The organism is Paenibacillus sp. (assembly GCF_031177825.1).
In the GTDB taxonomy this organism is placed as follows: Bacteria; Bacillota; Bacilli; order Paenibacillales; family YIM-B00363; genus Paenibacillus_AE.
Window position 1 is genome coordinate 194825 of sequence record NZ_JAPSKE010000007.1, and the last position, 26000, is coordinate 220824.

A 26000-nucleotide genomic window follows, 5' to 3' on the forward strand; every position below is an offset into this window, starting at 1 on the left:
CTTAAGCGCGCTTCTTCAGGAGCTTGTAAAGCACATAGCCGATGAGGCCGACGCCGAGCAGGCCGACGCCGTAGTCGAGGAACGATACGAACAATCCCGCCCCCGAACCGAAAAACAGCTCGAACAAGCCGAACGCGCTGCGCGGCAAAAACGCGAACACGCCGCCGATCGCGACGAGCAGCACATAGAAGGTCAAGTTGCGTTCCATGCTTCTCCCTCCTTTCTCTTACATATATATTCCGCTTGTCCGCCCGACTTGCCGGAAATAACGCGGACGAATCCGGGGCATACTGGAAAACACACTTCTAACTGGGATATGAGGATTCGGTTATGTTCTCCAGATGGCAAAGCGCTCCGGGCGGCACGTTATCGCATCGGTTGTTCACGAAGCATCATAGCGAAATCAACAGCTTGTATTGGTCGCACATGCTCGCGGCGAAGCGAACGACGGACATCGTGAAGAAGGCGGATAAGCGACTCCGCCCGACGACGGTGTTTACCGTGCCGCGCAAGCATCAGAAGCGAATCGCGCCGACGTTGGAACGTTGGGCGAAGGATTTCAAGGACTTCAACAACTGGGTCCGCTTGTCCGCCTCGGTCGCGGTGAACTCGTATATGGAAATCTATCTTCGGAAGATCAGCGCCCTCGCGATCGAGTCGAACCCGGGACTCATTATCGGGGCGCCGGGCGCCATCGACGGCGTGACGCTGCTCAAGTCGCGTCCCGGGTACAATTATTCGGAGTATGCGGTGCATTTCACCAAGGGGGATTGGAATACCCGCATTCAGCATTACGAGCGGCTGTTCGGAACGGCGCCGGCGAAGCTGAAGGAGTACGCGAAGGAGCTGAACGAGCTGCGGAAGATGCGCAACGGCGTCGGACACGCGTTCGGACGGAGCACCGACGAATACGATACGGGGCTTCAGATCGAGCTGAAGCCGATGATGCGTCTCTCGGAGGACCGGTTCGGCTTCTGGCTTCGGATGGTGGAGGAAGTGACGGCCGCGATCGATGACCATCTTAAGGAGAAGCATATCGGGCAGTACGAGCGGCTGCTGTACTACCACGATTGGCTGGGCAAACGGGAGGGCCGCCGCCCGCCCGGCGAAGCCGAGGAGCTTCGCCGAGCGATGCAGTCGGATACGGGCGAGGCGATCGATCTAGGTTGGTTGAAAGGTCTTATTTCGTATTATCACGAATGTTAGCGTAGTAGTTTCCCCAATGCGGCCGGGAGCCGTCCGCGTCGCGGATGCCGTATTCGTCGGCGCAGCGCCACGTGCTGAACGCCTGCCCCGTCTTCTCGAACAAGGCGGGATCGCTCGCGAGCGCGACGACGGCGGCGCCGATGTACGCCGGCGTCTCGGAGACGGCCCGGAAGTGCGGGTCCGACGCGTCGCGCCACGTCTCGGCCGTCACGCCGAAATGGTCGAGCATCTGCTCGGAGCGGAGGAAGCCGGGCGTCAGCGAGATCGACGTCACGCCGTACGGCTTCAATTCCGAGGCGAGCGCCGCAGCCAAGTGGATGTTCCCGACCTTCGCCACGCTGTACCCGACGCCGGCGCCTTCGCGGACCGAATAATCGTCGCCGTCCGTGATTTCGATGACGAGACCGCTTCGGCGCGCGACCATGAGCGGAACGCCGTAGTAGCTCGTGATCAGATGCGATCGAACGGCGCGCTCCTGCATGATCAGCGCGTTCGACAACGGCTGCTCCCAAAATTTGCGCTCGAAGTCGATATATTGCTCGCATCCCCACACATCGTTCACGAGCAGGTCGAGCCGTCCCTCCTGCTCCTTCCCCACGCGCCGGAACAGCGCCTCCACTTGCTCCGGCACGGTATGGTCCGTCCGGACCGCGATGCCGACGCCCCCTGCGGCGGCGACGAGCTCCGCCGTCTCTTCGATCGTCTCCGACCGTCCGACGTCGGAGCTTCCTTCCCTGGACGAACGTCCCGTCACGTAGACGATGGCGCCCGCCTCTCCCAGCTTGATCGCGATGCCGCGTCCGGCGCCTCTCGTCGCGCCGGCGACGACGGCGACGCGTCCTTGCAGCGGTTGGGTGTTCATGTTCCGAATCGACTCCTTCGTTCTAATGATGGATCCTACGATCGTTAGGATACCGCCACGAATATGTCAACCTCTGTCTTATTCCTGTGGTACAATAAAAAGAAAATCGAAAGGGAGGCGCGTCATGAGAGCGGATCGCATGCTGTCGATCTTGTTCGCGTTGCAGCAGGGAGCCACGATGACGGTGCGGGAGCTGGCGGCGAAGCTGGAGGTGTCGACCCGGACGGTGACGCGGGATCTCGAAGCGCTCGCGGGCTCGGGCGTGCCGGTATACGCGGAACGCGGCTACGGCGGCGGCTGGCGGCTGGCGGAAGGATTCCGCGCGCGGTTCAACGGGCTGAAGCGGGACGACGTCGAGCGGCTGCTCTTGTCGCAGTCGGGCTCGGCGCGTCTGTTCGCGGAGCTCGGACGGGAGCGGGAATTTCGGGAGACGTGGGATCGGTTGCTGCACGCGGCGAGCGCGGGGAGCGGATCGCACGCGTCGACGGTGCGGGAGCGGATTCATATCGACGGCGCGGGCTGGCGCGAATCGTTCGAATCGCTGCCGCATCTGCCGGCGTTGTACGACGCCGTGTGGAACGGAGGGGCGCTGCGCATTCGGTACGGACGGGACGCCGCGGAACGAGAGCTGCTGCCGTACGGGCTCGTGGCGAAGGGGAACGCATGGTACGTCGTCGGATCGACGGGCGGGGCGCTAAGAACGTATCGGGTGTCGCGGGTGGAGTCGCTGCGGGAGACGGGGGAGACGTTCGAGCGTCCGCCGGACTTCGACTTGGAGACGTATTGGACGTCTTCGATTCGAACGTTCCGGGAGCGGCTGCCGAAATATACGGCGCGGCTGCTGTTGACGCGGTCGGCGTACGAACGGCTGAAGGCGATGCGGTACGCGAGCGTGGAGGAAGCCGAACCGGCGGGGGAACGCATCGCGGTCGCGATGAATCTGGAAACGATGGAATACGCCGTGGAGTGCTTGCTTCGACTCGGGGGAGAAGGCGTGGAGCTGCTCGAACCGGCCGAGCTGCGCGAAGCGATGCGGACGGCGACGCGCCGGTTGGCCGAAGCCTACGGCTCGTAGTCGTTCGGCGCTTCTTCCACCCATTCGCCGGCCCACTTCTCGATTTCGCGGAAGATGGGCTCGAGCGCCCGTCCCTTCGGCGTCAGCGAATATTCGATGCGCACCGGCGTCTCCGGATACACGGCCCGATGCACGATACCCTCCTGTTCCAGCTCCTTCAACCGTTCGGACAGCACTCGGCCGCTTAAACTGGGCAATCCCGACTCGATGTTGCAGAAGCGCTGCGGTCCTTGCATCAGCCGATGGACGATCAGTCCGGACCATCGCTTGCTGATGATTTGCATGCCGCGCTCGAATCTCGGACAAAGCTCTCGCTCTTCCATCAACCTCACCTCGTTACCCGTTATTATAACGCAAAGCGGGCCCTATGGGTAACCCAATCCGATGCCCCGGCCGGGGAAATTCGGGGGAACGATTTACGGCACATACGTTCGGACGGTATAATGCAAGGAGTCGGACGAACGGATAGAAGTGACGGCATTCGTACGAAATCAACCGCTAGTGGCGGATCGGGCCGGGGCTGCGCGTCTCGAGCCGGATCTGTTAAATAAGGAGACATTATGATCGCTACGCAATCGACTGTATTTCTGAAGAAATATTTCGGCTACGACTCGTTCAAGAGCGGTCAGGAAGAGCTGATCTCGAGCATCCTGCAAGGCCGGGACGTTCTCGGCGTCATGCCGACCGGCGCGGGGAAGTCGGTCTGCTATCAGATTCCCGCGGCGATGCTGCCCGGCGTGACGCTCGTCGTGTCGCCGCTCATCTCGCTGATGAAGGATCAGGTCGACACGCTGCAGCAGATCGGCATTCCGACGACGTTCATCAACAGCACGCTGAACGCGGAGGAGCTGCGGGAGCGGTTCCGGGACATCAAGGCCGGCAAATATACGCTCGTCTATGTCGCGCCGGAACGGCTCGAGTCGGAACGGTTCTTATCGCTGCTCGAAGAGCTGCCCATCCCGCTGCTCGCCGTCGACGAGGCGCATTGCGTATCGCAGTGGGGCCACGACTTCCGCCCGAGCTACATGAACGTCGGCCGGCTCGTCGGGCGGCTCCGGAAGCGGCCGGTCGTGGCGGCGTTCACCGCGACGGCGACCGACGCCGTCAAGGCGGACATCGTGACGCATCTGCATATGAACGATCCGTTCCGGGTGACGACGGGATATTCGCGGGACAACCTCACCTTCTCGGTCGTCAAAGGCGTCAATAAGAAGGAGTATCTGGAGCGGTACGTGCGGAGCCGGAAGAACGAGTCCGGCATCGTCTACGCTTCTACGCGCAAGGAGGTCGAGGAGACGCAGCGCTTCCTCGAACGGCTGGGCCTGAAGGTCGGCCGGTATCATGCGGGCTTGTCGGACGAGGAGCGGCAGCGGAATCAGGAGCTGTTCCAATACGACGATCTCAAATGGATGGTCGCGACGAACGCGTTCGGCATGGGCATCGACAAGTCGAACGTCCGGTACGTCGTTCACTATAATTTGCCTAAGAATATAGAGTCGTACTACCAGGAGGCGGGACGCGCCGGGCGGGACGGCGAACCGAGCGAATGCGTGCTGCTGTACGGGCCGCAAGACATCGTGACGCAGAAGTTTCTCATCGAGCAGAACGAATTCGACGAAGAGCGCAAGCGCATCGAATATTCCAACCTGAAAGCGATGATCGACTACTGCCATACGACGGATTGCCTACAGCGGCATATCGTGCGCTACTTCGGCGGCGAGGACGTCCCGGCCTGCGGCCGGTGCGGCGTCTGCACGGACGACCGCGAGGCGGTCGACGTGACGGAGGAGGCGCAGAAGACGTTCTCCTGCGTCGCCCGGATGCGGCAGCGGTTCGGCATCAATCTGACCGTGAAGGTGCTGCGCGGCGCGAACGACGCGAAGGTGCGCCAGTTCGGCTTCGACCGGCTGCCGACGTACGGCGCGCTGAAGCAATATAAAGAGAAGGATCTCGTGAACCTGCTGAACGTGTTCGTGGCGGACGGCTACCTCGTCATGTCGGACGGGCAGTACCCGACGATCGCGCTGACGAATCGCGCCGTCGCGGTGCTCGAAGGGCAGGAGCGGGTGTTCCAGAAAATAACGAAAGTCGACGCCGCCTCCGCGTCGAGCGACGACGAGTCGTTCGAAGGTCGCGGCGATCTGTTCGACGAGCTGCGCCGCGTGCGCAAGGCGCTTGCGGACAAGGCGAAGGTGCCGCCGTTCACGATTTTCCACGACGCGACGCTGCGCGAGATGTGCGCCAAGCTGCCGCGGACCGAGGAGGCGCTGCTCGGCATCAAGGGCGTCGGGGAAAACAAAGTCGCGAAATACGGCAGCGCGTTCCTGGATTGTATACGCGCGTACGAAGAGTAGAGGAGGCGTCTGGCGAATGGCGGATGCGCTGAAGGAGATGTATTCGCGGGAATTTTTCGAAGGGTTGGCCGCGAAGGTGGCGGAGGCGTACCCGCCGTTCGACGTCGAGGCGTTCCTCGGCCGGGTGTTCGCCCCCGATTGGGAGTCCCTTGCGCTGAAGCAGCGGATGCGGCGCGGCGCGGAGGCGCTGCGTCCCGGTCTGCCGGCGGCGTACGGGGACGCGCTGGACGTCGTCTTGGGCGCGGCGGAGCGGTGCGGCAACGGGTTTCCGTATATGATGTTCCCGGATTTCGTCGAGGTATACGGGCTGGACGACCCGGAGCGGTCGATTCCGGCGCTCGCGCGGCTGACGAAGTATTCGAGCAGCGAGTTCGCGGTTCGGCCCTATCTCGTCAAGTACCCGGAACGGACGCTGGCGGCGATGCGCGAATGGGCGAAGAGCGACGACGAACACGTGCGGAGGCTCGCCAGCGAGGGCTGCCGACCGCGGCTGCCGTGGGGCATGGCGCTCGCGGCGTTCAAGCGCGATCCGTCGCCGATCGTGCCGATACTGGAGGCGCTGAAGCGCGACCCGTCGGAATACGTGCGCCGCAGCGTGGCGAACAACCTGAACGACGTCTCGAAAGATCATCCGGCGCTGGCGCTCGACATCGCGAGAAGATGGATGGGGGAGCATCCGCATACGGATTGGATCGCGAAGCACGCCTGCCGGACGCTGCTGAAGAAATGCGTCCCGGAGGCGCTCGCGCTGTTCGGCGTCGGCGACGCGGGCGGCGTTCGCGTCGAGCGGTTCGAGACGTCGCCGGGCGTCGCCGCGGGGGGCGTCTTCGAAGCGTCCTTCGTCCTCGCGGTCGAAGGAGCCGCGCCGCGGAAGCTGCGCGTCGAATACGCCATCGAGTATGTCAAGGCGAACGGCTCCCGCTCGCGGAAGCTGTTCAAGCTGTCCGAGCGGGAGTTTCCCCCGGGAGAGACGTCCATGTCGTTCCGCCAGTCGTTCCGCGACATGACGACGCGCAAGCATTACCCCGGAGAGCACGTCGCGGCGATCGTCGCGAACGGCTCGGAGCTCGCGTCGAAGACCTTCCGAGTCAACCTGTGAACGAACTCCCGACCGTCCGAAAGATGTGATATGGTAGTCAATGAAACGAAGGGCGAAATATGAACGTGTTGGAGGACTTCGGTTGAATATACGACAGCGCATTTATTTGGGCTTCGCATCGATCTTCGTCTTTATCGCCCTGTTCGTAGGGGCGATCGCGAGCATTATGATGGAAATGAACGACAATACGAACGAGGTCGGGAACGAGCTATATACGAAGGTGCAGCTCACCCATGAAGTTCAATTTACGCTCGGCGCCATGAACGATGGGTTAATGAATCTTCTCATGGACGAGGAGCCGGACGAGGCGCTGCGGGCGATCCGCGGCGCCCGCGAGACGCTGCGGTCCCTTAACGAGCGTCTTGCCCCATTGATCGTGACGCCGCTAGGGAAGCAGTATTATGGGGAGACCGCACGTCACTATACGGAGTACGAAGCGATGACGGACCGGTATATCCGGCTCGCTTCCGAAGGCGATGCGTCGGCCGCGGAGGCGATGCTGCGCGCCGATATCCGGCCGAAGGGCGACGAGCTGCAAGCCAGCTTGTCGCAATTCATCGACTACCAAGAAGAGCTTATGATGAGCCGCGTGGAGACGACGGGCGAGCAGCATCGCCAAGGACAAGCCGTCATGTGGGGCGGCGTGGCGATGCTATTGATTCTGTGCGGCGTGACGGCGCTCGGCGTCGTCCGCAGCTCGGTGCGCAGCATTCGCAAAATCTCGGACGTCATGAACGAGGTGCAAGCGCTGGACTCGGCGGCCGCGCTGCCGCGGATGCACGCGAGCGCCTCCGACGAGATGGGGGTGATCGCGGCTTCGTATAACCGGATGGCGGATGCGCTCGAGGAACACACGAGGCAAGAAGCGGCGAACAGCCGATGGCTGGAAGAGCAGAACTGGGTCAAATCGAACGTCGCCGACGTCATGAACGCCACGCAAGGCGCGAGGGAGATCAAGGCGTTCGGGGAACGGTTCTTGGCCCACGTCGTGCCGACGACCGGCGCCGTGGCGGGCGCGCTCTATTACGCGGATCCGGACGGCACGCCCGACCGGTTCGCGCGCATCGCGGGGTACGCGCTCGACCCCGCGGAAGCCGCGTCGGAGCGCGTCTTCGAGCGAGGACAGGGGCTCGTCGGACAATGCGCCGTCGACGGCGCGGTCATCGATCGGACGGCGCCGCCGCACTACCTGAAGGTCGTCTCCGGCCTCGGCGAGGGCGACGTCGCGTACGTCACGCTGCTGCCGATCCGATTCGAGGAACGGGTGATCGCGGTGCTGGAGCTCGGCGCCTTCGCGCCGCTCGAGCGAATCGCCCGCGAATTCCTGACGGAGCTGACGAGCGGCGGGATCGGCGTCTCGCTGCGCGCCATCTCCAGCAACATGCGCGTGCAAGCGCTGCTGTCCGAATCCCAGACGTACGTCGAGGAGCTTCAGACGCAGTCGGAGGAGCTGCAGCAGCAGCAAGAGGAGCTGCGCTCGCTCAACGAGAAGCTCGCCGAGCAATTCCGGTATTCGGAGCAGCGCAGCGCGGAGCTCGAACAAATCCGCATGGAGCTGGAGAAGCAAGCGGGAGAGCTGCAGGCGAGCTCTCAATTCAAGTCGGAATTCCTGGCCAACATCTCGCACGAGCTGCGGACGCCGATGAACAGCTTGCTGATCTTGGCGCAGATGCTCGCGGACGACGCGGAGGGAAGACTGTCCGAGAAGCAGCGGGAATACGCGCAGACGATTCTATATTCGGGCAACGAGCTGCTCGGATTGATCAACGACGTGCTCGACTTGTCGAAGATCGAAGCCGGGCAGATGGAGCCGTCCATGGAATCGTTCTCGCTGTGTGAATTCGCGATCGCCGCGGAGCGGCAGTTCCGCGGCGTCGCCGAGAAGAAGGGGCTCGCGTTCGACGTGCGAACGGACCCGACGTTAGCCGACGCCGTATTCGTCGGGGATCCGAGAATGCTGCAGCAGATCGTGAACAATCTGCTCTCGAACGCGTTCAAATTCACGGAGACCGGCGCCGTGTCGCTTCGCGTCTTCGCGGAAGCGCCGTCCGCAGGGGAGGCGTCGAACGGCGCGGCGGCCGTGAACGTCTCGTTCCAAGTGCGCGATACGGGGATCGGCATTCCGGTCGACAAGCACGGTCTCATCTTCGAAGCGTTCCGGCAAGCGGACGGCAAGACGACCCGCAAATACGGAGGCACGGGACTGGGGTTGTCGATCTCGAAGGAGCTGGCGACGATTCTCGGTGGCGCGATCCGTCTGGAGAGCGTCGAAGGAAGCGGAAGCGCGTTCACGGCGACGATCCCGATGAAGCGGCTGGACCGGACGGCGCGGCCGGAGGCGGCCGCCGCGACGGCTCCGGCCGCGCCGCGCGCCCCGACGGGGAACGCCGAGGAAGACGGCGCCGAGAACTGCCGCGGCAAGATTTTGCTCGTCGACGACGATATTCGGAACGTCTACGCGCTCTCCGCCGCGCTGTTGGAGCAGCGATACCAAGTGACGTTCGCCGAAGACGGCGGCGCCGCGCTGGCCAAGCTGAACGAGGAACCGGACATCGATCTCGTGCTGATGGATATGATGATGCCGGGCATCGACGGCTACGAGGCGACGCGGGCGATTCGGGCCGACGCCCGGTTCGAGAAGCTGCCCGTCATCGCGCTGACGGCGAAGGCGATGAAGCAAGACCGGGAGCTGTGTCTCGATGCCGGCGCGAACGATTACCTGAGCAAGCCCGTCAAGCTGGACAAGCTGTTATCCCTGCTTCGCGTATGGATGGACGGCTCGGACGAGGGGACGGCATGATCGCCCGGGACGAACGCGCCGCTCCCGGATCGGCGGCCGACGCGCTGGAGAAGGTGGAGGTCGAGCTGCTGCTCGAGGGCATCTATCGGGTGTACGGTTACGACTTCCGCCAATACGCGCTCGCCTCCATCCGAAGGCGGGCGAGGCATCGCATGGAGGCGGAGCGGCTCGGTACGATCTCGGCGCTTCAATCGCTCGTGCTGCGCGACGCAGGCGCGATGGACCGGTTGCTCCAAGATTTCAGCATCCCGGTGACGGAGATGTTCCGCGACCCGGACGTGTTCCGCGAGCTGCGCCGCCGCGTGCTGCCGCAGCTCGCGAGGCTGCCGAGCTTCCGGATCTGGCATGCGGGCTGCGCCACGGGGGAGGAGGCGTATTCGATGGCCATCATGCTACGGGAGGAAGGCCTCGAAGGACGCGGCACGATCTATGCGACCGACATGAACGAGGAACTGCTGGAGCAGGCCCGCCTCGGCGCGTATCCGGTCGGCCGGATGAAGCAATATACGAGCAATTACTTGCGTGCGGAAGGACGCCAGCCGTTCTCCGAATATTACGCCGTGGACGGAGACGACGCCTGCTTCGATCCGTCGCTTCGGAAGTATATCGTCTTCGCGAGACATAACTTGGCGACGGACCATTCGTTTAACGAATTTCACTTGATTCTGTGCCGGAACGTCTTGATTTATTTCAATTCGCAGCTGCAAGCCCGCGCGCTGCGGCTGTTCCGCGAAAGCATGACGACGGGCGGCACGCTGGCGCTGGGCATGAAGGAAGCGGTGCTCCAACGAACCGATTGGGAGGAGCTGGACGCGGCCCATCGATTATATAAGGCAGTGTGAGGGAACGCGACCTTACGGAAGGGATCTGAGGGACGAATCGCATGAACGAACGAGGAATATACGACTACGACGACATCGCCCCCGCGAACGACCGGGTCGATATCTTGATGGTTGACGATCGGCAGGAAAATTTATTGGCGCTGGAAGCCGCGCTCGCTTCGTCCGAGTATTGCCTGGTCGGCAAAACGTCGGGCGAGGACGCGCTGCGGCACGTGCTGCATTCGGACCTGAGCCGGCTGGCCCTCGTCTTGATGGACGTGCATATGCCGGGCATGGACGGGTACGAAACGGCGATGCTGATGCGAGAGCGGAAGGAACTCCGCGAGGTGCCGATCATCTTCATCACCGCGACGTATAAATCTAAGTCCAATGTGAAACAAGGGTATTTAACGGGCTCGATCGATTACGTATTCAAGCCGTTCGATCCGGACGTCCTGCGCTGGAAGGTCGAAAATTTCGTTCGCATGCATCGATACCAACGGGAGCTGAAGCGGAAGCACGCGCTGCTGCAGCGCCGCAACCTGGAGATCGAACGCGTCAATCAACGTCTCGTCGAGGCGGAGCGGAAGCTGCTGCAGCATCAGAGGGTGCTGGAGCAGACAGTCGAGGAGCGGACCGCGCAGCTTCGCGACGCGAATCAGGAAATTTACCGGTCGCACCGGCGGTTTCGGACCATTTTCTATACGAACCCGAATTTGATCGCCATCCGTCGCCTGCACGACGGCAAGTATCTCGACGTGAACAACGCTTGGGAGAAGGCGACGGGCTACGGCGTGGAGCGGATGAACGCGCTGCGGGACGAAGCGATCCGGATCCGGACGACGGAAAGCCGCGAGAGCGATTCCGTGCAGATCGAGTTCACGACGCGCGACGGAGAGCAGCGCTTCGGGCTGCTGTCGTCCCAGGTGCTCGAGGTGAACGAGGAAGCGTGCGAGCTGATCGTCATTACGGACATCTCGGAGCGGGTCGCGCTGCAGCGGCACCTGAACCGGCTCGACCGGCTCAATCTGATCGGGGAGATGGCGGCCGGCATCGCGCATGAAATCCGCAATCCGATGACGACGATTCAGGGGTTCTTGCAAATTTGGCGCAAGAGCGAGACGCCGATGTCGAAGGAGCATATCGATCTGATGCTGTCGGAGCTGCTGCGCGCGAACACGATCATTACGGAGTACTTGTCGCTGGCCGGCAACAAGACGAGCCACTTCGACGTGCTGGCCGTGCAGGAGCTCGTCGATTCGTTGTCCCCGCTGCTGCAGGCGGTGGCCGTCATGGCGGAGAAGCAGGTGGAGGTGCGGCACGATGCGGCCGACGTCTGGCTCCGCGCGGACGCGAACGAGATGCGGCAGGTCATCCTCAATCTCGCCAAGAACGGGCTGGAAGCGATGGAGCCCGGCGGCCGGTTGACGATTCGAACGCATGCCGACGACGGCGTGGCCGTCATCGACGTCATCGACGAGGGCCCGGGCATCCCGGACGAGGTGCTCGAGCGGCTCGGAACGCCGTTCTTCACGACGAAGGATCACGGAACGGGGCTGGGGCTGGCGTTATGCTATAGCATTATGGAGCGGCACCAAGGGAGCATCGGCGTCACGTCCGGCCCGCTCGGCACGATGTTCAGCGTGCGGCTGCCGATCGTGCCGAAGCCGGAATCGGCGAATGCATCCGACGAAGAACGAGGAGGAAACGACGAATGAAAATCGATATCGGCGCGGCCGAGCTGCGTCACGACCCGGAGGAAGGGTACGTCGGCAACGTGCGCTTCCGCGTGGAAGGGCATCCGGAGGAATACGAGATTACGTTGTTCAGCAAGAAAGGCAAGGAATGGGAGTATGGGCTTCATTTCGCGGCGGAGTCGGGCAGCGAGGAGAGAATCGACGCAATCGAAGCGTTCCTCGAGGAGGACGACGACGCGTTCGACGCTCTGATCCGGGCGGCCCTGGACGCGGAAAACAAGGTTTGACCTCGCAGCGCGGGGGGAACCGGCCTTTGTGCACGGACGGTGGAATGTAAAAGTACAGGGCGCATAGGTACGCAAAAAAGCTATGATCGAAATCATCGATCATAGCTTTTTTTGTCGGTAGTGGCAGCGCGACAGGACGTCGAAGCCGGCCTTGCGGTACAGGGCGACCGCGGGGGCGTTGTCTTCGAGCACCTGGAGCCACAGCGTTCGCGCGCCCTCGGCGTCCGCCCAAGCGGCGAGCGCGCGCAGCAGCTGCGCCGCGGCGCCCTGCCGCCGGAAGGGGGGGGAGACGATGACATTGCTGAGGCCGGCGTACCCGCGCTCGGCGACGGCCGTGGCGAGGGCGACGGTGTCGCCGTCTCGGTTCGTCAGGCGCAGGAACGTCTTCGCCGGACCGATCGCACGGAAGATATGGGCGTACGCGGCGGCGCGGGCCGGCTCTAAGTCCTCGAATCGGATGAAGTCGGCGATCCAATCGTCGCCGGCCTCGTCCGCGTGCCGCGCTTCGTAGCGGTCGTCCGCCGGTAAGCGCTCCAACGTCTCGCGAGCGGAGCCCGTCATGAAGAAGCAGGGGAACAGCTTCTCGTATCCGGCCGCCGCGAGCGCGTCGTCGACGCCGTCCGGCGTCGCGTCGCTCAGATAAAAGCAGGACGGCATCCCCCGCCGGCGATAAAACCGCTCGACGGCGTCGAGCCAGTCGCCGTCCGGCGTCGCGCCGACCGTCCATGCGCTGTTGGCCCGCTTCGTGACGCCGAACGTCGCTCGAAGCCGCCAGCCGCCTAGCGCCTGCGCCGTATACGGCGCCCAGGCGTTCGCCGCGAGCTCCTCCACGAGCCGCACGACGTTGCGTCGAACCCCTCCCGCCTCCATTAGAACACCTTCGTCGTCCACGACTCGCAATTCCAGACGTCCGTCGCGACGTCGCGGTAAAATTCCGGTTCGTGCGAAATGAGCAGGATGCTGCCCTTATAAGCGATCAACGCGCGCTTCAGCTCTTCCTTCGCGTCGACGTCCAGATGGTTCGTCGGCTCGTCGAGCACGAGCACGTTCGTCTCCCGGTTGATCAGCTTGCACAATCGGACTTTCGCCTTCTCCCCGCCGCTTAAGACGTCGATCTTGCTCTCGATATGCTTCGTCGTCAAGCCGCACTTCGCCAGCGCCGCGCGCACCTCGAACTGAGACATCGCCGGAAACTCGCTCCACACCTCGTCGATGCACGTATTGCCGTTCGACGATTTGACCTCCTGCTCGAAATAACCGATGTGCAGGTAGTCCCCCTTCTCGACGTCGCCGGACAGCGGGCGGATTTCGCCGAGAATGCTGCGCAGCAGCGTCGTCTTCCCGATGCCGTTCGCGCCGACGAGGGCGACCTTCTGCCCGCGCTCCATGCGCAGGTCGAGCGGCCGCGACAGCGGCTCTTCGTATCCGATGACGAGGGCGCGCGTCTCGAAAATCAATTTTCCCGACGTACGGGCTTCCTTGAAGTTGAACTGCGGCTTCGGCTTCTCCTTGGCGAGCTCGATCACGTCCATCTTGTCGAGCTTCTTCTGGCGCGACATCGCCATGTTCCGCGTCGACACCCGCGCCTTGTTGCGCGCGACGAAGTCCTTAAGATCCTCGATCTCCTGCTGCTGCCGCTTGTACGCCGACTCGAGCTGCTGCTGCTTCGCCTCGTAGACGGAGACGAAGTGGTCGTAGTCGCCGACGTAGCGGGTCAGCTCCTGATTCGCCATATGATAGATCAGGTTGACGACGCTGTTAAGGAACGGAATGTCGTGGGAGATGAGCACGAAGGCATTCTCGTACTCTTGCAGGTATCGCTTCAACCATTCGATATGCTTCTCGTCCAGGTAGTTCGTCGGCTCGTCGAGCAGCAGGATGTCCGGCTTCTCGAGCAGCAGCTTCGCCAGCAGCACCTTCGTCCGCTGTCCGCCGGACAGATCGTGCACGTCGCGGTCGAGACCGATATCGTCGAGGCCGAGACCGCGGGCGATCTCTTCGATCTTCGCGTCGATGACGTAGAAGTCGTTCGTCGTCAGCGTGTCTTGGAACGTGCCGACGTCCTCGAGCATTCGCTCCATCTCTTCCGGCGTCGCTTCGGCCATCGCCTCGTACAGCCGGTTGATCTCCGCCTCCATGTCGAACAAGTACTTGAACGCGGTCTTCAGCACGTCGCGGATCGTCGCGCCCTTAGTGAGCGCGGCGTGCTGGTCGAGATAGCCGACGCGGACGTTGCGCGCCCACTCGACCTTGCCGGCGTCCGGCTCGAGCTTGCCCGTCACGATGTTCATGAACGTCGACTTGCCTTCGCCGTTCGCGCCGATGAGGCCGATATGCTCTCCCTTCAACAGTCGGAACGAGACGTCGTTGAAGATCGCCCGGTCCCCGAAGCCGTGGGATAAATTCGTTACGGTCAATATGCTCATGGATCGCACCTTTTTTTTTCATAGTTTCGCAGTCATTCCTTGATTATAAAACGGCGCGCCCCCGCAGCACAACGAATATTACGTTTGTCGAATCTTGGATGTGGGCATGATAATGGAGAAATTTCTGGGAAAGCGAGGCATAGCCGGTGCAGTGGCTTGAAACGATGCACTTTACGATCTTGTTGCTGGGCTCCTGGACCGTCTTTGCCGTCGTCTGGTCGCAGAAGCGGCGGCTGCCTGCGGACGTGATCCTCTTCGTCTTCCTGCTCATGTCGATTCTGGAGTCGCTGATGTTTACGACCGCGTCGATGGCGTTCGACTGGATTTCGCTGCCGAAGCGGATGGAACCGTTTATGCATCATATTTTCATCCGTACCGTCTTGAGGCCCGTCCTCTACTTGATCGCCGCGACGTGGTGGATCTTCGGCCGGAGTCGTCTGACGAAGTGGAGCGGCGTCGTTATCGTCGTTCTCGCCCGCGTCGTTCTGCTGCAAATCGCGATGTCGCAAGGGTGGCTCGAGCTGGTCCGCGTCAACGCGTGGCATATGTTCGGAATGGACGTCGCGTTGGTCGTCTTCGCCTGCCTCGCGGCGCAGTGGTTCTTGCGTTATACGCGGTCGAAGAGGGAGGTTTCGTAGCATGAACTGGAGCGCGAACGAATGGTTCGTCGTCTTAGTGACGACCGCGGGCGTCCTTCTGACGTGGCGGCTGCCCCGACGGTTCGACCGGAGCTCCACGATCTTGTTTGTATTGTTCGGGGCGTATTTCGGCGTCGTGTTCGACCATGCGCTGGCGGGCGTGCCCATCGACTTCTACGATATCAACGATACGAAAGGCTTCGAGTTCATCGATTTCGTCACCTACATTATGTATGGTCCGTTCGGCTACTTGTTCTTGTATTTGTACGACTGGCTGCGCGTCCCTAGGCGATTCGCCCCGTTCTACGTGCTCCTATGGACTGTGTTCGGGATGCTTCTCGAAGGCGTCGGCGCGCGGATAGGCGTATTCGAGTATAAGAACGGGTACGACTTCGACTACTCCTCGATCGTCTATTTCACGCTTCAGCTGTTGACCTTAGCGTTGTATCATTATATTCAAAACATCGACCGGAGAAGCGAGATGGGGTAGCGACGATGGGGAAGGATTTCGGTTTTTGGAAAAAGGGGACCGCCCTCGCGGCCGCCTTCGCCGCGCTGGGTTCGGCGCTTGGCGGCTGCGCCGAGGACGCGGGCACGGACGCTTCCGCGGAGCGGGCGTGTTATCCCGTGTCGCGGGTCGTCGACGGCGATACGTTCAAGATCGACGTCGGCGCGAAACGGGACGATACCGTGCGGATGCTCGGGATCGACACGCCCGAGACGGTGAAGCCGGACTCGCCGGTGGAGCCGTACGGGAAGGAAGCGAGCGAGTACGCGAAGCGGCTGCTGACCGGCGCGAACGCGTGCCTCGAGCTGGACGCGGGCGAGCGGGATCGATACGACCGGCTGCTCGCGTACGTCTATCTCGAGGACGGCACGTTCGTGAATGAAAAGCTCGTGGCGGAGGGGTACGCGACAGTGCTGACGATTCCGCCGAACGTGCGTCACGCGGACGCGCTTCTCGCCGCGGAGCGACGGGCGCGGGAGGCGGGGCTCGGGCTGTGGGGACGCGGCGGCGAGGCCGACGCTTCGCCCGCCCCGTGAAAGTCGGGCGAATGTCCGGTGCGGCGCCTCCTCTGGATGCATACCCTGAAGGGGTAAGCAGAAGGAGGTGAGGCGATCATGACAGCAGTTGGCGGTGCATTCACTTCCACGGGCGCGATCTTGGTCTTGTTCATTTTGTTGGTTATCATCAGCCGTACGATCGTAGGCGGGGCATACTAATCCCCGCCCGCCGAAGCCTCGGGACGCCCGCGTCTCGGGGCCTTTTTTTGGTGTGTGTGGGCCGGTTTGGGCCGGATAGTCGGACAAACTCCGACTGTGAGTTGACCGGCTGCCTCGTTCGGAGGTTTGGAGGGTAAAGTTATTTTTTACGCGCAAACGATATCGCAGATTGCAATGTATCAAATGGTACCATCCAAACTTCCAACATTTACAGGCATACAAGGTGCAACCTTACCGTATATCATGAAATCATGCAGTAGCAGCAACTAGATAATACGGGAGGTACATACATACCATGAAAAAACTGCATATTGCAATGCAAGCGCTCTTATCGGCAGGGTTGGTCGTCGGCGGGACGGTCGGATCGGCAGGTCTCGCGAATGCGGCGACGGCGGAAGCGGTCAGCTCCGTCTCGCTGAGAGAAAGCCCGTCGACGTCTTCGGACCGAATTCGCTACGTAGACGAGGGGGAGCGGCTCGACATCTTGTCCGAGCCGAACGATTACTGGTATAAGGTGAGAGACGAAGACGGTCGAGTCGGTTACGTCTCGTCGTCCGACGAATATGTCGATATCATCGATTCGTCCTCGACGGCCATGAGAACGTCGAACGGCTCGGCGCCGAGCGCTCCCGCCCCGTCCGTCTCGGCGAGCAAGCTGGCGCAGCGGATCATCGACGCGGGCAAAGATTATCTCGGCACGCCATACGAGTTCAGCTCGAGTCGGTCGTCGACGAGGACGTTCGATTGCTCCGACTTCGTCAGACAAGCCTTCAAGGACGGCGCGCGCATCACGCTCCCGTCGAATTCGCGGGCTCAGGGCGATTACGTGAAGGATCGAGGCGAGACGACGACGAACTGGAGCAGGCTGAAGCCGGGCGATCTCATGTTCTTCATGTCGTACAGAGGCTCTAGCGCATCGGATTACAAAGGGTTGACGAAAAGCAAGCAGCGCATCACGCACGTAAGCATCTACCTGGGCAATGGGAAGATGCTGCATACATATTCCAAAGATTCCGGCGGCGTCCGGGTCGACAGCATCGATAATAAGCATTGGGAATACCGGTTCATGTTCGGCGGAAGCGCCTTGTAGGAAGCTTATTGGTTTGTAGGAGGGGCGCCGCGCGTCCCTCCTTTTTTTCGTTGAAACGGGCGTCGGTCTTCTGGTAAGGTGAAGGGAAAGCGATTGCATGTCGACAGGGGGAACCGTGCATGGGAGAAGCAACGAATCAGACGCAGGAACCGTTGGAAATCAGATGGTTATGGCCGGAAGGCGCGCCGCTCGCGGCGGGCGAGACGGACGAGGATAAGCCGGCGATCACGCCATACCTCGTAGAAGGCAAGGGGAACGCGGCCGTCGTCGTCGCCCCGGGCGGCGGCTACGGCATGCGCGCGGAGCATGAAGGAGACCCGATCGCGCGATGGCTGAACGGCCTCGGCATCTCGGCGTTCGTGCTTCGGTACCGGGTCGCCCCGTATCGGTATCCGGCGGCGCTGCTGGACGCCCAGCGGGCGATCCGCACGATCCGCCACGACGCCGACGCGTACGGCATCGATCCGAACCGAGTCGGCATCCTCGGCTTCTCCGCCGGCGGCCACCTGACCGCGACGGCGGGAACGCATTACGACCGCGGCCGGCCGGATGCGGCGGATCCGATCGAGCGGATGTCGAGCCGCCCGGACGCGCTCGTGCTCTGCTACGCGGTCATTACGTTGAAGGAGCCGTCCGCGCATACGGGCTCCCGCCGCAATCTGCTCGGAGACGACCCGGACCCGGCGCTGCTCGACTCGCTCTGCAACGACGAGCAGGTGACGGACGACACGCCGCAGACGTTCCTCTGGCATACGTCCGACGAAGACGCCGTGCCGGTCGAGAACAGTTTGCTGTTCGCGTCGGCGCTGCATAAACACAAGGTGCCGTTCGATCTGCACGTCTACGCGAAAGGCCATCACGGCCTCGGCCTCGCGGCGGACCATCCGTACGCGCGCGGTTGGACCGGCGCTTGCGCGGATTGGCTGCGCAACATCGGCTTCTCGGCGAAATAATTTCCGCGGTCGGCCGGTCGACCGCGGCGGCGAAACGCGCTGCTCGGACATTCGGCTTTATCCAAGCGCATAACGGCGCGTCACGCTCCGCCGTCCTCCAGGGCGTCGAGCGAGGCGAGCAGCCGCTCGAGCCATTCGTCCACGTCGCCGATGCGTTCCTCGTCGCGCTTCTCATGGAAGAGAATATCGATCTCGTAGGCGCTGCCGCCGGAGGAGGCGGCGGCGTCCGGCGGCGCGGCCGGATCGAGCTCGATGCGGACGCGGTGGCACACTTCCGCCTCCGCGCCCCAGAGCGGAACCAAGGCGTCGTGCAGCGCCCTCGCCTCGCAGATGCGCTCGCCCGGCAGCGTGAACCGCAGCTCCAGGCGGATGCCGGGAGCCCCGAGCTCCGTCAGCCGCAGCTCGTATCGCTCCGCGGCGAAGTCGGCGAGCCCCGACGTCAACCGTATCTCCGCGCGGCAGCCGCCCCCGGTACGGCGCGCGCCGATCCGGAACGAGCGGGACATCGACGCGAGGTCGACGAGATCCTCCCGACCGATCACCTCCACCGCTCCTTCCCGATCCAAGTCGTACAGCGCCCCCTCGAACACGACCTTCCAATTATCGAATATCGTCGGATCGAACATGGTCCGTTTCCTCCCCATCTAATTTTCTGCGAATATCGTAACTCCGCCGCGTCTCGCTTCCGTACCGCAAAGCTGAGCATATCACTAACATACGCATGGGCGAGTAATGACGATCAGTCCTGCCTTTACATAAACTAAATATAATATGTCATTGAATATGTCAGTGACATAGATTACATTCGTTGTAAGAGAGGTGGTCTACATAAAGGATAACCATCCGCCTAAGAAAACCAATCAAATGTACTTGAAGGTTGCCGATGAGGTCATCGGCATCATTAAGAGCCGTAAACTTCAGCCGCATGATCCGATCCCTTCGGAAGGAGAGCTCGCAAAGCTGTTCGGCGTAAGCCGGATGACAAGCAAGCTGGCGCTGGAACGGTTAGCCGAGCAGGGTCTTGTGTACCGCCTGCCTAGAAGGGGGACCTTCCTCTCCGGACGGCAGGACGAGGCGACTTACGCCGAGGAACAGGCGAAGGCGGCGGAACCGGATGCACCGGTAGAGGGGAAATTAAACGGTCAGATCGCTCTCATCTTGCCTCATATCTCCGATTATACTTCAAAAATTATAACGGCTACGGAGATGGAAGTGAGGAAGCACGGTTTCGATCTGATTCTGATCATCAGCAAGGATAAGGACGATGAAGATCGCAGCCTGCAGAAGCTTGTCGAAGGCGGTATAGGCGGCATCGTTTTGTTTCCGCAGGGGCGCAAAACTTGCAGCGATCATGTGCTGCGATTGAAGCTTCAGAACATTCCGATCGTCATTATCGATCGAATTTTCCGCGAGGTTCAGATTGATTGCGTGTACCACGATCATTATCAGGGATCATACCAGATGGCCAAATATTTGATTGAAAAAGGGCATCGTGAAATCGGTTACACGTCCAACTCGATCGATAATATCACCAGCAGGGAGGAGCGCTATCAAGGCTATATCCAGGCGCTGCTCGATCACGCGATCCCTGTGAAAACCCAGTTCATTCACTTTAGAAGCGTATCCTGCGACCCTAACCGGATCAACGAGAGCGACACTGAGCAGGAGCGTTTCATTCATGAAAATCCGCAAATGACGGCCGTGATGTGCGGAGACGACCATTTGGCGATCTCAACCCTATATACGGCTTTGCATATGGGGATTTCGGTTCCGGACAAGCTGTCCATCGTCGGGTTCTCCGATATCCGGTTATCGGCGCTAACGCCGATTCCGCTCACGACCGTTAGACAAGATACGGAGAAACTCGCCCGCGCGGCGACGGATCTCCTGATGAAGCGCATTCACCATTCGAACGAGAAACCGCTTACCATAAAAATACAGACGACGATCGTAGAGCGGAAGTCGGTACGCTTACGTACGACGACCGCTCGTGCCGGAAGACAAGGAGATTCGATATGAAGATTCATTTTCTCGGAACTGCAGCCGCCGAAGGGTTTCCGAATGCGTTCTGCCGCTGCCAGCATTGCAACAAAGCGAGGGAGCTGGGCGGAAAAAACATCCGCACGCGCAGCTCGGCCATCATCGACGATACGATCAAATTCGACTACTCGCCCGATTCGTACATGCAAGCGCTAAGAGACAACGTCGATTACAGCTTGATCGAGCATATGCTGGTGACCCACACGCACTCCGATCACCTGAATGCGGCCGATCTGGAATGTCGAAGAGAGGGCATCGCGCACGGCCTGCAGCATCCGATGCACATCTACGGGAACGATGCGGTCATGTACCATACGCGAAAGGCCATCGGCCGCTTCGAAGGCGCAAGGTATGCTTTCCATTTGCTTCGCCCGTTCGAGACGATTGCGGTAGGAGACGCATCGGTTACGCCGCTGCTCGCGGATCACGACAAAATGGAAACTTGTTATTTGTACGCGGTCGAAAAGAAGGGAAAGAAGCTGCTGTACGGACATGATTCCGGCTGGTTTCCGGATGCGACATGGACATGGTTGAAGGAGAAACAAATGGATTGCGCGATTCTCGATTGTACGCACGGCTACACCGGAAACGCGCGCGACCGGAACCATATGTGCATCGAGACGGTGCTGGAGGCGCAGCGCGAGTTCCGAAAGCACGACATCTTGCGGCAGGACGGGAAAATCGTCGTCACGCACTTCAGCCATAATTCTAAGCTGCTTCATGAAGAGTTCGAGGAAATCTTCAATCCCGCCGGGATCATTCCGGCCTATGACGGATTGATTTTACATATATAGTACGCCTATGGAAACGAACAAAAAACTAAAGGAGAGAAAACAATCATGAAAAAATCCGTAGTAACGGCATTCCTTTTGATTCTTAGCCTCGTACTCGCAGCTTGCGGAGGCGGCAATGCAAACGAAGAGCAAAACACGAACAACGCGACGGCGGAGCAGCCGACCGAACAACCGGCCGAACAACCGGCGGAGCAAGCCGAAGAGCCGGTAAAGAACGAAAAGCTGATCGTATACACGAACGCCAATTCGGACGGACGGGGCGAATGGCTCGTCGAGAAAGCGAAAGCGGCAGGTTTCGAAATCGAGATCGTCGGCGCGGGCGGCGCGGACCTGACGAACCGGTTGATCGCCGAGAAGAACAACCCGGTGGCGGACGTCGTATTCGGCCTTAACAACATGCTGTACGAAAATCTCAAGAAGGAAAACGTCCTGATCCAATACGTGCCGGCATGGGCGGCCGACGTGGAAGCGGGCCTGAACGATCCGGAAGGCTACTACCACGGTCTCGTGAAGCAAGCGATCCTGCTCGGGTACAACCCGGACATCATCTCGGCGGACAAGGCGCCGAAGGATTGGTTGGATCTCGGCAACAACCCGGAATTCCAAGGCAAATACGAAGCGCCTACGATGCTCGGTCAGATTACGCCGCAGCTCGTCGTCGCGGGCATCCTGACGCGCTACCAAGACGCGAACGGCGAATACGGCATCTCGCAAGCGGGCTGGGACGAAATCAAGAAGCTGTATGACAACGGCGTAGGCGCGGTCGAAGGCGAAGATACGTATGCGAACATCGCCAGCGGCAAAACCCCGCTCGGAACGATCGTCTCCGGCACGCTCAAGAAGAAGACGGAGCAGTACGGCGTAGCGGCCGGCACGGTAAGCCCGGAAGTCGGCGTACCGATGATCGTCGAGCACGCGGCCATCGTCAACGGCACGAAGAAGATCGACACGGCGCAGCGGTTCGTCGAGTGGATGGGCACGGCGGAAGTGCAAGGCGAATTCGCCGCTCAGTTCAACGCGATGCCGGCCAACACGAAAGCGGCGGAGCAAGCGAACGAAGAAGTTAAAGCGCTGTACTCCTCGTTGAAGGCGCAAGCGCTCGATTGGGGCTTCATTTCGGACAACGTGGGCAGCTGGGTCGAGAAGATCGAGCTCGAGATCATGAAATAATCATGCGCTAGCCATCAACAGACTGCTGGATCGGGGTTGCTCCCGGTCCGCAGTCTGTTACATTAAGGAATCCAAAATACTATTCCTCTAGGAGCAAACATGATTACATTCAAAGATATTCAAATCAAGTTCGGGGACTTCCACGCCATCAAAAACTTGAATCTGAACATTAAAGAAGGGGAGTTCTTTACGTTCCTCGGCCCGTCCGGCTGCGGAAAGACGACGATCCTTCGCAGCCTGGTCGGATTCATCAAGCCGACGGACGGCAGCATCTTCTTGAACGAGAAGGACATTACCAACGTCCCCATCGAGAAGCGGGATATCAGCATGGTGTTCCAAAGCTATGCGTTGTTCCCGACGCTCAACGTGTACGAGAACATCGCCTTCGGCCTCCGGGTCAAGAAGGCGTCGAAGATCGAGATCGACGAGCAGGTGAAGGAGATCGCCCGGAAGGTGGACTTGAGCGACGAGCAGCTGAGGAAGAAGGTGTCCGAGCTGTCCGGCGGGCAGCAGCAGCGCGTCGCGATCGCGCGCGCGCTCGTGCTGAAGCCGAGCATTCTCGCATTGGACGAGCCGTTATCCAACCTGGACGCCAAGCTGAGAGTCCAGCTGCGCAACGAGCTGAAGGAGCTCCAGAAGAAGTTCGGCATTACGACGATCTACGTGACGCACGACCAGGAGGAAGCGTTGACGCTGTCCGACCGCATCGCCGTCTTCAACAAGGGCGTCGTCGAGCAGGTCGGCACGCCGCGCGAAATTTATAACGAGTCGAAGACGGAGTTCGTCTGCAACTTCATCGGCGACATTAACCGCATCCCGGCGGAAGTCGTCGAGAACAGCGAACTGAAAGATTTCGTCGTACCCGGAAAGAAGGCCTACATCCGGAACGAGAAGGTGAGCCTCTCGCCGATTCCGGAGAAGAGCCGCGAGGTGCGGCTGAAGGGCAAGATCGCGGATCAGGAGTTTTACGGCTTGTACACCAAGTATTCGATTGAAATCGCCGGCGGCGGGATGCTGAAGACCGTTCGGACGGAAAGCGGGTTGGATCAACACAAGGCGGGTGATGAGGTCGACCTCTTCATAAACACTAGAGATATTTTGCAGTACTAGGAGGAAGCGTCGAGCGTGATGCAGAACATGAAAAAAGCTATATCGTCCGTCCGTGCGTCGACAGTGATATTATACGGCGTCATCGCTTGGTTCGTCGTAGCGTTCTTGATCTATCCGAATTTGAACGTCTATTACGAGATTTTCTTCGGAGACGGCAAATTTTCCTTGGAGCCGATCGAGAAGCTGCTATCCTCGCAGCGCGCGATGAGGAGCTTATATAACAGCTTTATTTTGGCGGTATCGTTGATCTTCACGGTCAACATCGTCGGCGTCTTCCTCGTGTTGATCGTGGAATACTTCGACATCAAGGGAGCCAAGCTGCTGAGACTCGGGTACTTCACGACCTTGATCTACAGCGGCGTCGTCTTGGTATCCGGTTATAAGCTGATTTACGGCGAAACCGGCTTTATGACGAAGGTGTTGTCGGCGGTGTTTCCGTCCTTCGATCCGACCTGGTTCCATGGCTATTGGGCCGTCTTGTTCGTCATGACGTTCGCGTGTACGTCCAATCACGTGCTGTTCCTGAGCAACGCGATTCGGAAGGTGGATTTCCAAACGATCGAAGCCGCCAGAAATATGGGGGCGTCGTCTTTCTACATTTTGCGGCGCGTCGTGCTGCCGGTATTGAAGCCGACGATCTTCGCCTTGGCGATCCTCTTGTTCTTGACGGGGTTAGCCGCTACGTCGGCCCCGCTCATCTTAGGCGGAACCGAGTTCCAGACGATTACGCCGATGATCCTGACCTTTTCCAAAAGCATGACCTCCCGAGATTTGGCCGCGCTGCTTGCGCTCATTCTCGGATTAGCGACGCTCGTCTTGCTGTCCGTCATGATCAAATTCGAAAACAACGGCAACTTCATGTCGGTGTCCAAGGTAAAGTCGGAGATGGTCAAGCAGAAGATCGACAACAAGGCGGCGAACGTCGTCATGCATGTTCTGGCCTATGCGTTGTTTTTGGTCTACGTCATTCCGGTCGTGCTTATCGTGCTCTTCTCGTTCACGGACGCGAAGAGCATCTCGACCGGGACGCTGTCGATCGACAAGTTCACGCTCGACAATTACATCACCGTCTTCTCGAGCATGGCCGCGTTCAAGCCTTATTTGGTCAGCATCTGCTACGCGGCGGCCGCATCCGTCGGCGTCGTGGCGGTGGCGCTCATCGCCTCGAGAATCTTGCATAAATACAAAAACTTCTGGACGAATCTGCTCGAATATTCGCTGCTGATTCCATGGATGCTGCCGTCCACGCTGATCGCGATCGGTCTGATCGTCACCTTCGGCGTGCCGCGCTGGGTGATCGGCAATTCCGTCTTGGTCGGTTCGGTCTGGCTGCTGTTCATCGCGTACGTCATCGTCCATATCCCGTTCACGCTGCGCATGGTGAAGGCGTCCTTCTTCAGCATCGACGGCAATTTGGAGGATGCGGCGAAGAACCTGGGCGCGAAGGCGTTCTATACGTTCCGTAGAGTGCTGCTGCCGATCATCCTGCCCTCGACGCTCGCGGTGCTGGCGCTGAACTTCAACGGCATCTTGGCGGATTACGACCTGACCGTCTTCTTGTACCACCCGTTGTACCAGCCGCTCGGCATCGTGATCAAGAACAGCACGGACGCGCAGGCGCTCGGCGATACGAAGGCGTTGACGCTCGTCTATTCCGTCGTGCTGATGATCATGTCCGCGGCGACGCTGTATTTCGTGTACGGGAGAAAAAGCAAGAGGTAGTCCCGATTCGTCGGAAGAGAAGCGAAGCAGCCCCGCCTGTCCCGAAAGGACAAGCGGCGGCTGTTTTTTTGCTTTGCTACCTGCGGCGATATGGGGTATTTTGGTATTAGATCGGCGCGGCGATACGTATCGTCGGAAAGGAGAACGGATCATGATTATTCTCATTCAAGACCCCGTCGCGAAGGCGGAGATGTTGATTCGGCGATCGGCGGAAGAGGTGTTCGAAGCGTTCGTCGATCCGAACGTGACGACCCGGTTCTGGTTCACGAAGAGCAGCGGGAGACTGGAAGAAGGCAAGCGCATCCGGTGGGATTGGGAGATGTACGGCGTCGGAGACGACGTTCTGGTGAAGGCGCTCGAGCCGAATCGGCGCATCTTGATCGAATCGTCGGACGGCACGACGACCGAGTGGACGTTCGCGCCGCGGTCGGAACAGGAGACGTTCGTCACGATCACGAATTCGGGATTTACGGGGAACGGGGACGAGATCGCGAACCAAGCGATCGATTCCATGGGCGGATATACGATGGTGCTCTGCGGGCTGAAGGCGCTGCTGGAGCACGGCGTCGTCTTGAATTTGGTGGCGGACAAAGCGCCGGACGCTCACGTTCGGAAGTGATGGCGACCCTATA

Annotated in this window: 26 protein-coding genes; 20 read left to right on the forward strand and 6 right to left on the reverse strand. The window is 60.5% G+C overall.

What is annotated here, in order from left to right; translation table 11 throughout:
* Position 1: 1 nt before the first annotated feature.
* Entirely contained in the window at positions 2–208 is a 207-nt protein-coding gene (locus RIN49_RS11025) for a hypothetical protein (RefSeq protein ID WP_309120220.1), read from the reverse strand.
* Between the two features lie 122 nt (positions 209–330).
* On the opposite strand from RIN49_RS11025, the gene RIN49_RS11030 reads away from it, so the two are divergent.
* Entirely contained in the window at positions 331–1206 is an 876-nt protein-coding gene (locus tag RIN49_RS11030; RefSeq protein WP_309120221.1) for a hypothetical protein, read from the forward strand.
* Here the strand turns inward: RIN49_RS11030 and RIN49_RS11035 are convergent.
* The gene (locus RIN49_RS11035; protein WP_309120222.1) at positions 1181–2068 is read right to left on the reverse strand and encodes an SDR family oxidoreductase; all 888 of its coding nucleotides are present in this window, start codon (positions 2066–2068) and stop codon (positions 1181–1183) included. The genes RIN49_RS11030 and RIN49_RS11035 overlap by 26 nt on opposite strands.
* Positions 2069–2192: 124 nt before the next feature.
* Between RIN49_RS11035 and RIN49_RS11040 the strand changes: the two genes are divergently transcribed.
* A complete protein-coding gene (locus RIN49_RS11040) occupies positions 2193–3143 on the forward strand; it encodes a helix-turn-helix transcriptional regulator (protein WP_309120223.1) in 951 nt (316 codons plus the stop codon).
* Here the strand turns inward: RIN49_RS11040 and RIN49_RS11045 are convergent.
* On the reverse strand, positions 3131–3466 hold the full coding sequence (locus RIN49_RS11045) for a winged helix-turn-helix transcriptional regulator (RefSeq protein ID WP_309120224.1): 336 nt from the start codon (positions 3464–3466) through the stop codon (positions 3131–3133). The genes RIN49_RS11040 and RIN49_RS11045 overlap by 13 nt on opposite strands.
* Before the next feature lie 237 nt (positions 3467–3703).
* Between RIN49_RS11045 and recQ the strand changes: the two genes are divergently transcribed.
* The 6 genes from recQ to RIN49_RS11075 all read left to right on the forward strand — a co-directional run bounded on the left by recQ (position 3704) and on the right by RIN49_RS11075 (position 12201).
* The gene (recQ, locus tag RIN49_RS11050) at positions 3704–5497 is read left to right on the forward strand and encodes a DNA helicase RecQ (protein WP_309120225.1); all 1794 of its coding nucleotides are present in this window, start codon (positions 3704–3706) and stop codon (positions 5495–5497) included.
* Positions 5498–5513: 16 nt separating this feature from the next.
* On the forward strand, positions 5514–6596 hold the full coding sequence (locus tag RIN49_RS11055; protein ID WP_309120226.1) for a DNA alkylation repair protein: 1083 nt from the start codon (positions 5514–5516) through the stop codon (positions 6594–6596).
* 82 nt (positions 6597–6678) lie between these two features.
* On the forward strand, positions 6679–9396 hold the full coding sequence (locus RIN49_RS11060; protein WP_309120227.1) for a response regulator: 2718 nt from the start codon (positions 6679–6681) through the stop codon (positions 9394–9396).
* Complete coding sequence (locus RIN49_RS11065; protein WP_309120228.1) at positions 9393–10238, forward strand: CheR family methyltransferase; 846 nt, start codon at positions 9393–9395, stop codon at positions 10236–10238. The genes RIN49_RS11060 and RIN49_RS11065 overlap by 4 nt, the downstream gene beginning before the upstream one ends.
* A 41-nt stretch (positions 10239–10279) precedes the next feature.
* Positions 10280–11935, forward strand: a complete 1656-nt coding sequence (locus RIN49_RS11070; RefSeq protein WP_309120229.1) for an ATP-binding protein — start codon at positions 10280–10282, stop codon at positions 11933–11935.
* The gene (locus tag RIN49_RS11075; RefSeq protein WP_309120230.1) at positions 11932–12201 is read left to right on the forward strand and encodes a hypothetical protein; all 270 of its coding nucleotides are present in this window, start codon (positions 11932–11934) and stop codon (positions 12199–12201) included. The genes RIN49_RS11070 and RIN49_RS11075 overlap by 4 nt, the downstream gene beginning before the upstream one ends.
* 99 nt (positions 12202–12300) lie before the next feature.
* Here RIN49_RS11075 and RIN49_RS11080 read toward each other — a convergent pair whose 3' ends face one another.
* Positions 12301–13071 carry a GNAT family N-acetyltransferase gene (locus RIN49_RS11080; RefSeq protein WP_309120231.1) on the reverse strand — a complete coding sequence of 257 codons (771 nt, stop codon included), beginning with the start codon at positions 13069–13071 and terminating at the stop codon, positions 12301–12303.
* A complete protein-coding gene (locus RIN49_RS11085) occupies positions 13071–14627 on the reverse strand; it encodes an ABC-F family ATP-binding cassette domain-containing protein (RefSeq protein WP_309120232.1) in 1557 nt (518 codons plus the stop codon). Before RIN49_RS11085 ends, RIN49_RS11080 begins: the two co-directional genes overlap by 1 nt.
* A gap of 146 nt (positions 14628–14773) precedes the next feature.
* Here RIN49_RS11085 and RIN49_RS11090 point away from each other — a divergent pair, with 146 nt between their 5' ends.
* From RIN49_RS11090 to RIN49_RS11115, 6 genes are all read left to right on the forward strand, one after another.
* The gene (locus tag RIN49_RS11090; RefSeq protein ID WP_309120233.1) at positions 14774–15265 is read left to right on the forward strand and encodes a hypothetical protein; all 492 of its coding nucleotides are present in this window, start codon (positions 14774–14776) and stop codon (positions 15263–15265) included.
* Between the two features lies 1 nt (position 15266).
* Positions 15267–15755, forward strand: coding sequence for a hypothetical protein (locus RIN49_RS11095; protein ID WP_309120234.1), 489 nt, complete (start codon positions 15267–15269; stop codon positions 15753–15755).
* A 5-nt stretch (positions 15756–15760) separates the two neighbouring features.
* Positions 15761–16309 (forward strand): thermonuclease family protein, encoded by a 549-nt coding sequence (locus tag RIN49_RS11100; protein ID WP_309120235.1) that lies wholly within the window; start codon positions 15761–15763, stop codon positions 16307–16309.
* 78 nt (positions 16310–16387) lie between these two features.
* Entirely contained in the window at positions 16388–16489 is a 102-nt protein-coding gene (locus tag RIN49_RS11105) for a sporulation protein YjcZ (RefSeq protein ID WP_138192075.1), read from the forward strand.
* A gap of 295 nt (positions 16490–16784) precedes the next feature.
* The gene (locus RIN49_RS11110) at positions 16785–17579 is read left to right on the forward strand and encodes a C40 family peptidase (RefSeq protein ID WP_309120236.1); all 795 of its coding nucleotides are present in this window, start codon (positions 16785–16787) and stop codon (positions 17577–17579) included.
* A gap of 119 nt (positions 17580–17698) precedes the next feature.
* Positions 17699–18532, forward strand: a complete 834-nt coding sequence (locus RIN49_RS11115; RefSeq protein WP_309120237.1) for an alpha/beta hydrolase — start codon at positions 17699–17701, stop codon at positions 18530–18532.
* An 80-nt stretch (positions 18533–18612) separates the two neighbouring features.
* Here the strand turns inward: RIN49_RS11115 and RIN49_RS11120 are convergent, their stop codons facing one another.
* The gene (locus RIN49_RS11120) at positions 18613–19158 is read right to left on the reverse strand and encodes a hypothetical protein (RefSeq protein ID WP_309120238.1); all 546 of its coding nucleotides are present in this window, start codon (positions 19156–19158) and stop codon (positions 18613–18615) included.
* A 238-nt stretch (positions 19159–19396) separates the two neighbouring features.
* On the opposite strand from RIN49_RS11120, the gene RIN49_RS11125 reads away from it, so the two are divergent.
* From RIN49_RS11125 to RIN49_RS11150, 6 genes are all read left to right on the forward strand, one after another.
* Positions 19397–20551: a GntR family transcriptional regulator gene (locus RIN49_RS11125; protein ID WP_309120239.1), complete on the forward strand. Its 1155-nt coding sequence runs from the start codon at positions 19397–19399 to the stop codon at positions 20549–20551.
* Positions 20548–21366 carry an MBL fold metallo-hydrolase gene (locus tag RIN49_RS11130; protein ID WP_309120240.1) on the forward strand — a complete coding sequence of 273 codons (819 nt, stop codon included), beginning with the start codon at positions 20548–20550 and terminating at the stop codon, positions 21364–21366. Before RIN49_RS11125 ends, RIN49_RS11130 begins: the two co-directional genes overlap by 4 nt.
* A gap of 45 nt (positions 21367–21411) precedes the next feature.
* Positions 21412–22536: an extracellular solute-binding protein gene (locus tag RIN49_RS11135; RefSeq protein ID WP_309120241.1), complete on the forward strand. Its 1125-nt coding sequence runs from the start codon at positions 21412–21414 to the stop codon at positions 22534–22536.
* A 99-nt stretch (positions 22537–22635) separates the two neighbouring features.
* Entirely contained in the window at positions 22636–23646 is a 1011-nt protein-coding gene (locus RIN49_RS11140; protein WP_309120242.1) for an ABC transporter ATP-binding protein, read from the forward strand.
* Between the two features lie 18 nt (positions 23647–23664).
* Positions 23665–25368, forward strand: a complete 1704-nt coding sequence (locus tag RIN49_RS11145; protein ID WP_309120319.1) for an ABC transporter permease — start codon at positions 23665–23667, stop codon at positions 25366–25368.
* Positions 25369–25519: 151 nt separating this feature from the next.
* Positions 25520–25987, forward strand: coding sequence for an SRPBCC family protein (locus RIN49_RS11150; RefSeq protein WP_309120243.1), 468 nt, complete (start codon positions 25520–25522; stop codon positions 25985–25987).
* The last annotated feature ends 13 nt before the right edge of the window (positions 25988–26000 follow it).